At 69.8% G+C, this 12,662-nt stretch carries 11 protein-coding genes; 8 read left to right on the top strand and 3 right to left on the bottom strand.

All coding sequences use genetic code 11. The features are described from left to right. The 3 genes from I0Q12_RS32290 to I0Q12_RS07460 all read left to right on the top strand — a co-directional run. Nucleotides 1-513 (top strand): cbb3-type cytochrome c oxidase subunit I (locus tag I0Q12_RS32290; RefSeq protein ID WP_231610201.1); only part of this gene is annotated, 513 nt, incomplete at its 5' end. A 108-nt stretch (nt 514-621) separates the two neighbouring features. After that, nucleotides 622-1,893: a phosphoserine phosphatase SerB gene (gene serB, locus I0Q12_RS07465; protein ID WP_197251327.1), complete on the top strand. Its 1,272-nt coding sequence runs from the start codon at nt 622-624 to the stop codon at nt 1,891-1,893. A gap of 5 nt (nt 1,894-1,898) precedes the next feature. After that, complete coding sequence (locus I0Q12_RS07460; RefSeq protein WP_374068615.1) at nt 1,899-2,654, top strand: peptidyl-tRNA hydrolase; 756 nt, start codon at nt 1,899-1,901, stop codon at nt 2,652-2,654. Between the two features lie 13 nt (nt 2,655-2,667). On the opposite strand, the gene glgX is transcribed toward I0Q12_RS07460, so the two are convergent. Next, nucleotides 2,668-4,821 (bottom strand): glycogen debranching protein GlgX, encoded by a 2,154-nt coding sequence (glgX, locus tag I0Q12_RS07455; RefSeq protein WP_197251326.1) that lies wholly within the window; start codon nt 4,819-4,821, stop codon nt 2,668-2,670. 42 nt (nt 4,822-4,863) lie between these two features. Between glgX and I0Q12_RS07450 the strand changes: the two genes are divergently transcribed. The 5 genes from I0Q12_RS07450 to I0Q12_RS07430 all read left to right on the top strand — a co-directional run bounded on the left by I0Q12_RS07450 (nt 4,864) and on the right by I0Q12_RS07430 (nt 9,596). Next, nucleotides 4,864-5,700, top strand: a complete 837-nt coding sequence (locus I0Q12_RS07450; protein ID WP_197251325.1) for an ABC transporter ATP-binding protein — start codon at nt 4,864-4,866, stop codon at nt 5,698-5,700. A gap of 73 nt (nt 5,701-5,773) precedes the next feature. Further along, on the top strand, nt 5,774-6,613 hold the full coding sequence (locus I0Q12_RS07445) for an NUDIX domain-containing protein (protein WP_197251324.1): 840 nt from the start codon (nt 5,774-5,776) through the stop codon (nt 6,611-6,613). A gap of 15 nt (nt 6,614-6,628) precedes the next feature. Continuing rightward, nucleotides 6,629-7,408 (top strand): enoyl-CoA hydratase-related protein, encoded by a 780-nt coding sequence (locus I0Q12_RS07440; protein ID WP_197251323.1) that lies wholly within the window; start codon nt 6,629-6,631, stop codon nt 7,406-7,408. 52 nt (nt 7,409-7,460) lie between these two features. Continuing rightward, complete coding sequence (locus tag I0Q12_RS07435; protein ID WP_197251322.1) at nt 7,461-8,438, top strand: class I SAM-dependent methyltransferase; 978 nt, start codon at nt 7,461-7,463, stop codon at nt 8,436-8,438. Then, nucleotides 8,439-9,596, top strand: a complete 1,158-nt coding sequence (locus I0Q12_RS07430; protein ID WP_197251321.1) for a class I SAM-dependent methyltransferase — start codon at nt 8,439-8,441, stop codon at nt 9,594-9,596. On the opposite strand, the gene I0Q12_RS07425 is transcribed toward I0Q12_RS07430, so the two are convergent. Next, the gene (locus I0Q12_RS07425) at nt 9,593-11,920 is read right to left on the bottom strand and encodes an arylsulfatase (RefSeq protein ID WP_197251320.1); all 2,328 of its coding nucleotides are present in this window, start codon (nt 11,918-11,920) and stop codon (nt 9,593-9,595) included. The genes I0Q12_RS07430 and I0Q12_RS07425 overlap by 4 nt on opposite strands. Nucleotides 11,921-12,001: 81 nt before the next feature. Further along, on the bottom strand, nt 12,002-12,662 hold a 661-nt coding region (locus I0Q12_RS07420), incomplete at its 5' end, for an SUMF1/EgtB/PvdO family nonheme iron enzyme (protein ID WP_231610200.1).

Below are 12,662 nucleotides of genomic sequence, written 5' to 3'. Positions count from 1 at the left end.
GCGGGCATCTACTTCTGGTTCCCGAAGATGACCGGCCGCATGCTCGACGAGCGTCTCGCCCGCTGGCACTTCTGGCTCACGTTCATCGGCTTCCACACCACGTTCCTGGTGCAGCACTGGCTGGGCAACGAGGGCATGCCGCGTCGCTACGCCGACTACCTGCCCACCGACGGCTTCACCACGCTGAACACCATCTCGACGATCGGCTCGTTCATCCTCGGTGCCTCGACGCTGCCGTTCCTGTGGAACGTCTTCAAGAGCTACCGGTACGGCCAGGTCGTCACGGTCGACGACCCGTGGGGCTACGGCAACTCGCTCGAGTGGGCCACCTCCTGCCCGCCGCCGCGCCACAACTTCACCGAGCTGCCGCGCATCCGGTCGGAGCGTCCGGCGTTCGAGCTGCACTACCCGCACATGGTCGAGCGGATGCGGGCCGAGGCCCACGTCGGCCCGGGCAGCCACAAGCACAACGTGGCCGTGCACGAGGGTGCAGACAGGGAAGCCCTGAAGTAAGTCGGTAACCCGATGTGACGCAAGGCCCCGCCCGATGCTCGGGCGGGGCCTTGCGCGTGACCGGGCGCACCACCCCCAACCTCTGAGGCAGCCGTTCCGATTGGCAGAATGGAAGGGCCCGTGCCGCGAGAGAAACGAAGGATCGGAGACGTAGTGGCGTCTGACACCACCGTGCTGGTGACCGTGACAGGACCGGACCATCCCGGTGTGACCGGTGTGCTCTTCGCGGCGCTCTCCCGCCACGACGTGGATCTGCTCGACGTCGAGCAGGTCGTCATCCGCGGCCGGCTGACACTCGGTGTCCTGGTCGCGTGCCCGAACGACCCGGAGGCCCTCCAGGACGAGATCGAGGCGGCGATGGCCACGGTCGGGATGCACGCGGACGTGCAGATCGGCGTCGAACGCGGCCTCGAGCACTCGGTCTCGACGCACGCCGTCGTCGTGCTCGGCAGCCCCGTCAGCGCCCGCGCGATGCGCTCGGTCGGCCGGGAACTGGCCCGCCAGGGCGCCAACATCGACTCCATCCGCGGCATCGCGGACTACCCCCTCACCGGCCTCGAACTCATGGTGACCGCGGCCGACACCGGCGCCGACGCCGACGCGCAGCTCCGGGCCGGCCTCGCCGAGGTCGCCGCCGGCCTCGAGATCGACATCGCCGTCGAGCGCGGCGGCCTGGCCCGGCGTTCCAAGCGCCTGATCGTGTTCGACGTCGACTCGACCCTCGTGCAGGGCGAGGTCATCGAGATGCTCGCCGCTCACGCCGGTGTCGAGGACAAGGTCCGCGCCGTCACCGAAGCCGCGATGCGCGGCGAGATCGACTTCACCGAATCGCTGAACCAGCGCGTCGCCACCCTGGCGGGCCTGCCCGCGACCGTGATCGACGAGGTCGCCGAGAGCCTGGAGCTGACCCCCGGCGCCCGCACCACCATCCGCACGCTGCGCCGCCTCGGCTTCCGCTGCGGCGTCGTCTCCGGCGGCTTCCGTCAGGTCATCGAAGGTCTCGCGCACGAACTCGACTTCGTGCGCGCCAACACCCTCGAGATCGTCGACGGCAAGCTCACCGGCCGGGTCGTCGGCGACGTCGTCGACCGCGCCGCCAAGGCCCGCGCCCTGCGCGAGTTCGCCGACGAGGTCGGGGTGCCGATCGAGCAGACCGTTGCGGTCGGTGACGGCGCCAACGACATCGACATGCTCAGCGCCGCCGGTCTCGGCATCGCGTTCAACGCCAAGCCCGCGCTGCGTGAGGTCGCCGACACCGCGCTGTCGTACCCGTACCTGGATGCGGTGCTGTTCGTGCTCGGCGTCACCCGCGACGAGGTCGAGGCCGCGGACCGGGTGGACGGCACGCTGCGGCGCGTGCCCCTCGACAGCGGTGCCTGACAGCGGTGCCTGACACCGACGCCGGGTTCGGTGCCCGCCACCGGGTGCTCACCCGCGGATACGGGCATCGGCCCGACCCGGACGACCCGGCCGCGGTCCTCGCGATGCCGATCGTGCTGCACATCCCCAAGCAGAACCCGCCGCGGCGCAGCGCACTGCTCGAGGCCGCGGCGATGGCGACGATCGCCCTGTGCCTGGACCCGCGCGTCGGACCGGACGCGGACGGACAGCCCGGTCCGTGGCAGGACGCCTACCTCGCCTGGAGCGACGCCCGCATCCGGAAGGTCAGCCGCCGTGCCCGGGGCGCGCAGTGGCTCGCCGCGCAGGACGTCGACGGGATCACCGTCGACCACGACGGCGCCCAGGCCCGCGCGCTCGTGCCGGGTCCGGTCGGTGACCTGGACCCGCGCATCTCACGGCTGCAGATCGGTGGCACCGACCTGCCGCACGACGATCCCGGCGACCCGGATCCCGGCATTCCGGTGCTGTGGATCGACGCCGGCCTCGACATGACCGTGGGCAAGGCCGCGGCGCAGGTCGGGCACGCGGTGATGCTGCTCGCCGGGGTTCTCGACGAGGACGCGGTGCGGGCGTGGGCCGCGGACGGCTACCGCTGCGCCGTGCGCGACGCGGACCCCGAACGGTGGAAGGAACTGCGCGCCCGCGCCGAGGCGGGCCGGGGCCCGGTCGCCGCGGTCCGCGACGCCGGTTTCACGGAGGTCGCACCGGGTTCGATGACGGTGATCACGGTCGCCGGCTGACGCCCCGCCGGGCTCAGCCGTCCTTCCGGAACATCAGCACGGTCGGTCCGGTCACCTCCCACTCGGAGCCGACGGGTCGAGGCGACGCGTCGGCGGGTGCACCGTCGGGTGCGCTCGAGTCGAACACGCACACCACCCGACCCCGATACCACTCGGGTCCGGCGAGCACGAGCGTCGCCGGGCCGGCAGCATGCAGCACGATCAGGCCGCTGCTGTCCGCGAGCGGCACCCCGGCCCGCGTGACCGTGCCCAGTTGCGACCCGTCCACCCACGCCTGCAGGGTGCGCCGGTCGTCGTCGTGCCAGCCGGCCTCGTCGAGTTCGAGGCCGTCACCGCCGAACCACACCAGGTCGGGATAGCCGACGGTGCGGGCGCGGCCGTCGAAGAAACGGCGCTGACGCAGCACCGGCACGACCTTGCGCAACTGCAGCAGCTGTCGCACGAATGCGATCCGGGTGGTGTCGGCCGACGACCAGTCCAGCGGCCACGCATCGGTCACCGGGGTGTCCGCCGGGACGCAATAGGCGTTGTTGTTGCCGCCCTGGCTGTGTCCGAATTCGTCGCCGGCGAGCAGCATCGGGGTGCCGGTGGACAGCAGCAGCGTGGCCAGCAATGCCCGCACGTGCCGGTCGCGGGCGGCGACGATCTCCGGGTCGTCCGTCGGCCCCTCCACACCGTGGTTGACCGACTCGTTGTGGTCGGCGCCGTCCCGTCCGTCCTCGCCGTTGGCCTCGTTGTGCTTGCGTTCGTAGGCGACCAGATCGGCCACGGGGAACCCGTCGTGCGCGGCGACGAAATTGATCGACATCCACGGCTGCCGCACGGTCCGGTCGTAGAGGTCCTCGGAACCGGCGAGACGCGAGGCGATCTCGCGGATCCCGGACCGTCCCGCCCAGAACCGGCGGACCGTGTCGCGGTACCGATCGTTCCATTCCGACCACTGCGCGCCGAACTCGCCGAGCCGGTAACCGTGGACGGTCGCGTCCCACGGTTCGGCGATCAGCTTCAGATCCGTCAGCACCGGATCGGTGGTGATCGCGGTGAGCAGCGCGGCCCGCGAGTCGAACGTGCCGCCGCGCGGACGGCCCAGCGCGCTGGCCAGATCGAACCGGAACCCGTCGACCCCCATCTCGGTGGCCCAGTAGCGCAGGCTGTCGCACACCATCCGCACCGCGATCGGCGAGGTGGCGTCGACGGTGTTGCCGCAGCCGGTCAGGTCGATGTCGAGCCCCTGCTCGTCCAACAGGTAGTAGCCGCGCGCGTCGAGTCCGCGCCAGGACAGGCTCGGCCCGGCCACCGACCATTCGCACGTGTGGTTGTAGACGACGTCGAGGATCACCTCGATCCCGGCGGCGTGCAGCGCCGCCACCATGGCCCGGAACTCGTCGATCTCCGCGCCGGGCACGCTCGCGTACCCGGGGTGCGGCGCGAAACAGGCGGCGGTCGAATAGCCCCAGTGGTTGCGCATCCCGCGTGCCCGTACCGGGGGTTCGGTGAGGAACGCGTGCACCGGCAGCAGTTCGACGGCGGTCACCCCGAGCCCGACGAGATGCTCGAGGACGGCCGGCGCGGTCAGCCCGAGATAGGTGCCGCGGTGTTCGGGCGGCACCCCGGGATGGCGTGCCGTGTAGGACCCGACGTGCAGTTCGTAGAGCACCGTCTGCTCCCACGCGGTGCCGGGGCGGTCGTGCCGGACCGTTCCGGCCGGTTCGGTGACCACCGACAACGGGACGTGGCCGAGGGAATCGACGGTCGAGGGTGCGCCGAAGGGATCGTCATCGTAGGCGAGCAGGCGTCGCGGATCACCGATGGCGCCGGTCAGGCGGCGGGCCCACGGGTCGAGCAGCAGCTTGTGCGGGTTGGTGCGCAGCCCGGTGCTCGGCTGCCACGGGCCGTGCGCCCGGTAGCCGTAGCGCTGCCCGGGACCGACCCCGGGCACCGTGCCGTGCCAGATTCCGAAGGTCCGGTCCGGCAGGTCGATCCGCTGTTCCCGCCCGTCGTCGTCGATCAGGCAGACCTGCACACGGTCGCTGTGCGGGGCGTGCACCGAGAAGTGGGTGCCCGCGTCGGGGTCGTCGGCTTCGAGGGCGGTCGCCCCGAGCGGGAACGGACCGCGGTCGGCGCGCGCCACCGGCGGCGCGGTGGGATCGGTGGGGGAGAGCGACACGAAACGATCCTGCCGGTGAATCGGCTGCCGGGGTAGTCCAAGATGGACGGCGTGGCACAACCTGATCCCGATCTGCTCATCGAATTCGACGACGTGTTGGTGCGGCGGGGCGGCAACGTCCTGGTCGGACCCGTGACCTGGAAGGTGGAGCTGGACGAACGCTGGGTGGTGCTGGGGCCGAACGGCGCCGGCAAGACCTCGTTGCTGCGGGTCGCGGCCGCGGAGACGTTCCCGACCTCCGGCACGGCGAGCGTGCTGGCCGAGCGGTTCGGGCGCACCGACCTGTCCGAACTGCGACCGCGCATCGGCATGTCGTCGTCGGCGCTGGCCAACCGCGTTCCGGCCGACGAGAAGGTCTCCGATCTGGTGGTTTCCGCCGGGTACGGCGTGCTCGGCCGGTGGCGGGAGAAGTACGACGCGATGGACACCGAGCGGGCTACGGAGATGCTCGAGAGCCTCGGCGCCGAACACCTCGCCGACCGCATGTACGGCACCCTGTCGGAGGGGGAACGCAAGCGGGTCCTCATCGCCCGGGCGTTGATGACCGATCCGGAACTGCTGCTGCTCGACGAACCCGCGGCGGGTCTGGACCTCGGTGGCCGTGAGGAACTCGTCGCGCGTCTGGCGACGCTCGCCGCGGACCCGGATGCCCCCGCGACGGTGCTGATCACCCATCACGTCGAGGAGATCCCGCCGGGCTTCACCCACGCGATGCTCCTCAAGGAGGGGCAGGTGGTCGCGCAGGGGCTGATCGACGACGTGATCACCTCCGAGAACCTGAGCACCGCGTTCAGCCAGTCGATCACGCTCGATCGGGTGGACGGGCGCTTCTTCGCGCGCCGCACCCGGGAGCCGGGCCGGCACCGCGTGCACGTCTGATTCCGGATCGGGACCGGCGTCTCGATGCCGGTCCCGATGCGACGCGGATCACCCCGTCACGTAGTTTGTACGCATGTCTACCGAACGCTCTGCAGCCCCCTTCGATCCGGCCGCGGTGCCGATCAAGGACGCCTCCACCGTCCTTCTGCTCCGCGATTCCGACCGTGGTATCGAGGTATTCCTGCAGCGCCGCGTCGTCGGCATGGACTTCGCCGGCGGCATGACGGTGTTCCCGGGCGGTGGCGTCGACCCCTCCGACAGCGCCGCGTCCGTGCGCTGGGCCGGCCCGTCCATCGCCTGGTGGGCCGAGCGGTTCACGACCACCGAGGGACGCGCGCAGGCGCTCGTGCTGGCCGCGGTCCGCGAGACGTTCGAGGAGTGCGGCCTGCTGCTGGCCGGACCCAGCGAGGACACCGTCGTCGCCGACACCGCGCAGTACGCGCAGGCGCGTCGTCTCCTCGAGGCGCGGGAACTGTCGTTCGGCGACTTCCTCGCCGCCGAAGGACTCGTGGTTCGCACCGATCTGCTGCGCCCCCGCGCGAACTGGATCACCCCGCTCGGTGAACGCCGCCGTTACGACACCCACTTCTTCGTCGCGGCCGTCCCCGAAGGGCAGCGCGCCGACGGCGACACCAGCGAAGCCGAGCACGTGCAGTGGCGCACGGCGGCCGAAGCACTCGACGACTGGCAGGCGGGTGCGTCGATCCTGCTGCCGCCGACCTGGGCCCAGCTCACCTCGCTCGCCGCATACGCCACCGTCGCGGACGTGCTCGCGGACGAGGTCGTGATCGAACCGATCCTGCCGATCCTGTCGCGCAACGACGAGGGACAGATCCGCGTCTCGTTCGGCGGCGACGAGGGCTACTACACCCGCGGGGGGCCGCACCCCTGGGCGAAGCGCACCGACATCTGATCTAGCCTGAGCGGCATGGCTGAATTCGTCACTCTCGAGGTGTCCGACGGCATCGGGACCATCCGGCTCGACCGCCCGCCGATGAACGCACTGAACCGGCAGGTGCAGGAGGAGATCCGTGCCGCCGCCCGGGAGGCGACGGTACGCAAGGACGTCAAGGCCGTGATCGTCTACGGCGGCGAGAAGGTGTTCGCCGCCGGTGCCGACATCAAGGAACTCGCCGAGATCGGCTTCGTGCAGATGAGCGAGATCATCGGGGACCTGCAGTCCGCGCTCGGGTCGATCGCCGACATCCCGAAGCCGACGGTCGCGGCGATCACCGGCTACGCGCTCGGCGGTGGCCTGGAACTTGCGCTCGGCGCGGACCGCAGGATCATCGGCGACAACGTCAAGCTCGGGACGCCGGAGATCCTGCTCGGCATCATCCCCGGGGGCGGCGGCACGCAGCGGCTCGCGCGGCTCGTCGGTCCGTCGAAGGCGAAGGACATCGTGTTCACGGGCCGGTTCGTCGGACCGGACGAGGCGCTCGCGATCGGGTTGGTCGACGAGGTCGTCGCACCCGATGACGTGTACAACGCAGCGCGGAGGTGGGCGTCGCAGTTCACCGGAGCGGCCTCGCGTGCGCTCGCGGCGGCGAAGGCTGCGATCGATCAGGGCCTGGACACGGATCTCGACACCGGACTGAAGATCGAGCAGCATGTGTTCGCGTCGCTGTTCGCGACGGCCGACCGCACGATCGGGATGGAGTCCTTCATCGCGAACGGCCCGGGCAAGGCCGCGTTCACCGGCGAATAGCCCGCCGAAACTGGAACTTGTTCCATGCTTACCGATGGGTAGGATCACACCTATGACTGCAAGCAGGACCGACGGGACCGATCCCGCGCCCAACCCGCACGCCACCGCCGAAGAGGTCGCCGCTGCGCTCGAGGACACCAAACTCGCCCAGGTGCTCTACCACGACTGGGAAGCCGAGACGTACGACGAGAAGTGGTCAATCTCCTACGACGAACGTTGCATCGACTACGCCAAGGGCCGCTTCGACGCGGCGGCGGGTGAGCAGCCCCTTCCGTACGGGAAGGCGCTCGAACTCGGCTGCGGCACCGGTTTCTTCCTGCTCAACCTCATGCAGGCGGGCGTCGCGAAGTCCGGTTCGGTGACGGACCTGTCGCCCGGCATGGTCAAGGTCGCCCTGCGCAACGCCGCGAATCTCGGACTCGACGTCGACGGCCGGGTCGCCGACGCCGAGACCATCCCGTACGAGGACGACACCTTCGACCTCGTCGTGGGTCACGCCGTGCTGCACCACATCCCGGATGTCGAGCAGTCGCTGCGCGAGGTCCTGCGCGTTCTCAAGCCCGGCGGCCGGTTCGTCTTCGCCGGTGAGCCCAGCACGATCGGCAACTTCTACGCGCGGTGGCTCGGTCGCATCACCTGGGAGGCGACCACCAACATCACCAAGCTGCCGTTCCTGAGCGACTGGCGCCGTCCGCAGACCGAACTCGACGAGTCCTCCCGGGCCGCGGCCCTCGAAGCCGTCGTCGACCTGCACACCTTCGATCCGTCCGATCTCGAGAAGATCGCGACCTCGGCCGGTGCCGTCGAGGTGAAGGCGTCGAGCGAGGAGTTCGCCGCGGCGTTGCTCGGCTGGCCCGTGCGCACCTTCGAGGCCGCCGTGCCGGAGGAGAAGCTCGGCTGGGGCTGGGCGAAGTTCGCGTTCGGTGGCTGGAAGACGCTGAGCTGGGTCGACGAGAAGGTGCTCAAGCACGTCGTGCCGCGCAGCTTCTTCTACAACGTCATGATCACCGGTGTGAAGCCCGGCAAGTAGTTGGGATACGAGTTCACCCTCGCCGACGTCGCCTATCTGGCGTCGGACGAGGCGGCGTCCGCCTTGACCGAGGTGGACGGCCGGGAACTGTCCGCGCGTACACGCCTGGCCGACATCGGCTGGGTGCGTACGCGTTTCGGCGACCGTGCCGGCCTGCTCGTCGAGACCGTGCTGGCGCGCCGCAAGGCTGTCGCGAAACTGCCGGAGGCCGGGGGATGGCTGCTCACCGACGACGCGGTGCAGCAGGCCACCCCCGCCGTGGTCGCCACGCATCGGGCGCGGCGCCTGGCCGGGCGGCGCGTGCACGACGTGACATGTTCGATCGGCGCGGAACTGGCGGCGCTCGTGGGTGTCGCCGACCTCGTGATCGGCAGCGATCTGGACCCGGTGCGGTTGGCGATGGCCGCGCACAACGTGCCGGGCACATCGCTGATCCGGGCCGACGCGCTGCGGCCCGTCACCCGCGGGACCACCGTGATCGCCGATCCCGCACGCCGCGCCGGCGGCCGGCGCACGCACGATCCGGCGGCGCTGCAACCACCGCTGCCGGACCTGCTCGACGTCTATGCCGGACGCGATCTCGCGGTGAAGTGCGCGCCGGGCCTGGATTTCGACGCGCTCGACTGGGCGGGGGAGGTCGAGGTCGTCTCGCTCGACGGCGGTGTCCGCGAGGCGTGCCTGTACTCGCCGGGCCTGTCGAGCCCCGGTGTCCGACGCCGGGCAAGCGTGTTGCGTTCGGATGGAACGGGATTCGAGGTCACCGACGCGATGCCCGACGACATCGACGACCGTCCTCCGGGGCAGTGGATCGTCGATCCCGACGGCGCGATCGTGCGGGCCGGCCTGGTCCGGCACTGGGCGGCGTATCACGGTCTGTGGCAACTGGATCCGCGCATCGCCTATCTCACCGGCGACACCCTGCCCGAGGGCGTGCGCGGCTTCCGCATCCTCGACCGGTTCAAGTACACCGAGAAGGCTTTGAAACAGGCGCTCGCGCAGCACGACTGCGGGGTCGCCGAGATCCTCGTCCGCGGAGTCGACGTCGACCCCGCGGTGCTGCGGCCACGTCTCAAACTCCGGGGTACGCGGTCGTTGTCGGTGGTGCTGACCCGGATCGGGCGCACCGCAGAGGCTTTCGTGTGCGAGGCATCGGTCTAGATGTAGTCGACGACGACCTTCTCGATGGTTCCGTCGAACGGGAACGGCGCGCGATCGTAGTAGTCGAGCGACACCGGTGACCCGAGGCAGGTACCGATGTCGAGACAGTCGTTCGCCGTGAACAGCAACGGCGCGCTGATCGGCACGGTCGTCTCGCCGACCTTCTGCCCGTCGACACACATCCGGACGTTCAGCGGGCCGCCGGGGCGGGTCTCGGCGTACTCGGTGAACACTTCGAGTTTGTGCTCGCCGGGCGGAATCGGCTCCGCCGAGCGCATCTTGGTGCGCATCAGGATGAACAGGTTGTACTCGTAGCAGAGGTAGCCGTCGTCCATGAAACAGGTCAGCCCGCCGCCGTTGCCGCCGAGAGCGTAGAGGACACCGCCGGCCCGCTCGGGGACGGTCAGATCGACGGCAACGCGGTTGTTCCTGTTTCCCAGTGCGGGAGCACAGAATTCGGGCATACGGGTGACGTCGCCGGTGAACTCCCAGCTGGTGTACGGCGTGGTGATCCGCTGCTCGGGGTGAAGTGCCACCACCCAGAGCCCCCCGCCGATCGGCAGGGCGTTGTTCTTGGCCGCCTCGATCGCGAACAACTCCCGCAGCTGGGCCAGCTTCTCGGGATACTGCTCGGCGAGATTGCGGTTCTGGGTCCAGTCCTCGTCGAGATTGTAGAGCTCCCAGGTGTCGTCGTCGGGGTTCCAGTCGCGGATCCCGCCGGGCATGCCCTGCAGCCACGGTGCCCGGGGTCCGAATGCGGACGCCATCCAGCCGTCGTGGTAGATCGCGCGGCTGCCCATGATCTCGAAGTACTGGGTGATCTTGCCCGCCTTCGCGTCCCGGTCGACGAAGGTCTCCGCGAAGCTGGCACCGTCGATGGGGTCCTGCGGAATCCCGTTCACGGAGCGGGGCGGGGTGATTCCGAGCAGGTCGTAGAAGGTCGGCACCAGATCGTTGCAGTGCAGGAACTGGGTTCGCGGGGTCCGATCGGGGGTGATCTTCGCGGGCCACCGCGCCACCATCGGATTGCGGGTTCCCCCGAGATGCGACGCGAGGAGTTTCATGCCCTTGTAGGGCGTGCTGCCCGCCCACGCCCATCCCGCGTGGTACATGTTGTCGGTCTTCGGAGAGCCGAGGACGTCGAGTCCGCCGAGTTCCTCGAGGGCGGCGATGTGCTGCGCCGGGGTCGTCGGAATCCCGTTCTGCGCCAGCAGTTCGCTGATGGTCCCTTCCTGGCCCTCCCCGGACGAGCCGTTGTCGCCCCAGATGTAGAGGACCAGGGTGTTGTCGCGGTAGCCGAGCCGGTCCAGCTCGTCGAACAACCGCCCGACCTGCACATCACAGTGCTCGGCGTACCCGGCCGCCACCTCCATGAGGCGACGCTGGAACGGCTTCTCCTCCTCGGGGATGTCGTCCCACGCCGCCATGGTGGGATCGCGGTCGGTGAGTTCGGCCTCCGGTGGGATCCAGCCCTTCTCCTTGGCCCGGGCGAACACGCGCTCGCGGTAGGCGTCCCAGCCGTCGTCGAACTTGCCCGAATACCGGTCTGCCCAGTCCTTCATGATGTGGTGCGGGCCGTGCAGGCAGCCGCTGGCCCAGTACATGAAGAAGGGCCGGTCGGCGTCGAGCGCCTTGTGGCGGCGCAACCAGCCGATGGCGTCGTCCGCGAGGTCCTCGCTGAGGTGGTAGCCCTGCTCGGGGGTCTTCGGCGGCAGGACGACGGTGGTGTTGCGGACCAGGTTCGGCTCGTACTGCGATGCCTCACCGGCGAGGAAGCCGTAGAAGTAGTCGAAACCGACGCCGGTGGGCCAGTTGTCGTAGGGCCCGGCGGCCGTGGTCTCCTCGGCCGGGGTGTTGTGCCACTTGCCGAACGCCGCGGTGGTGTACCCGTAGTGCCGCAGGACCTCCGCTCCCGTCGCACTCGACTTCGGGATGTGGCCGGAATACCCGTCCCAGTCGTTGGCCAGCTCGGCGATCTGCCCGTTTCCGACGCGATGGTGGTTGCGGCCGGTGAGCAGCGACGCGCGGGTCGGCGAACACATCGCGGTGGTGTGGAAGCGGTTGTAGCCGATGCCCTCGTCGAGCATGCGGTCGAGGGTTGGGGTGTTCACCTCGCCGCCGAACCCTGTCGGCAGACCCGGACCGGCGTCGTCGATCAGCACGACGAGGATGTTCGGGGCGTCGGCGGGCAGCCGGCGCTGCTTCGGGTGTGGGCTGTACACCGATTCCTGCATGGTGCGGCCCGCGATACTCCCCGACGGCGTCGGGGGAAACGGCAGGGTATCCCCGCCGGGTATCGGTGCTGCCCGGAGTTCCTTGCCCATGACCGTGTGCCCCCTTCTCCGCCCACCCGTTCCAGTACAGCACCGGTTCGTCGTCGCGGAGACGGGTTTACGAGATGGAAGTCACGGCCGGAGGATGCACCGGAAGCCGATGTGGCAGGTCGACGTCTCCTCGGTTTCACCCTGCCGGGCAGCGGGGCGGTAGCGAAGACAGTAGTTCGGCGCGCACAGGTGCGAGCCGCCCTTGATCACGCGGCGCGCATACGGTTCGTTCGGGTCGTGGACCACAGCAGCGTCGACGCGGGGATTCGCCGGAATGCAGCACGACGACGCCGGGGCGACGTTCTTGCCGCTCGCCGAGTGGTCGGGGGAGAAGTGGTCGCTCGTCCACTCCCACACGTTGCCGGCCATGTCGTCGAGCCCATACCCGTTGGGCCGGAAATGCCCGACGGGGGAGGTTCCGGCGAACCCGTCCTCGAGGAGGTTCTGCCACGGGAACTCGCCCTGCCAGACGTTCCCGCCGGGTCTGCCGCCCGGCTCGTGCTCGTCACCCCACACGAAGATCTTGCGATCGAGGCCGCCGCGTGCGGCGAACTCCCACTCCGCCTCGGTCGGCAGTTCCTTGCCGGCCCACTCGGCGTACGCCCTGGCGTCGAACCACGACACGTGCGTGACCGGATGCCGTTCCCGGCCACCGACATTGCTGTCGGGACCCTCGGGGTGACGCCAGTCGGCGCCGGGTGTGAAGGACCACCAGCGGGTGTAGTCGTCGAGGGGAACAGGG

It is taken from the genome of Rhodococcus sp. CX, assembly GCF_015865005.1.
Lineage (GTDB): Bacteria > Actinomycetota > Actinomycetes > Mycobacteriales > Mycobacteriaceae > Rhodococcus.
This window is presented reverse-complemented; position numbering and strand designations above follow the sequence as displayed.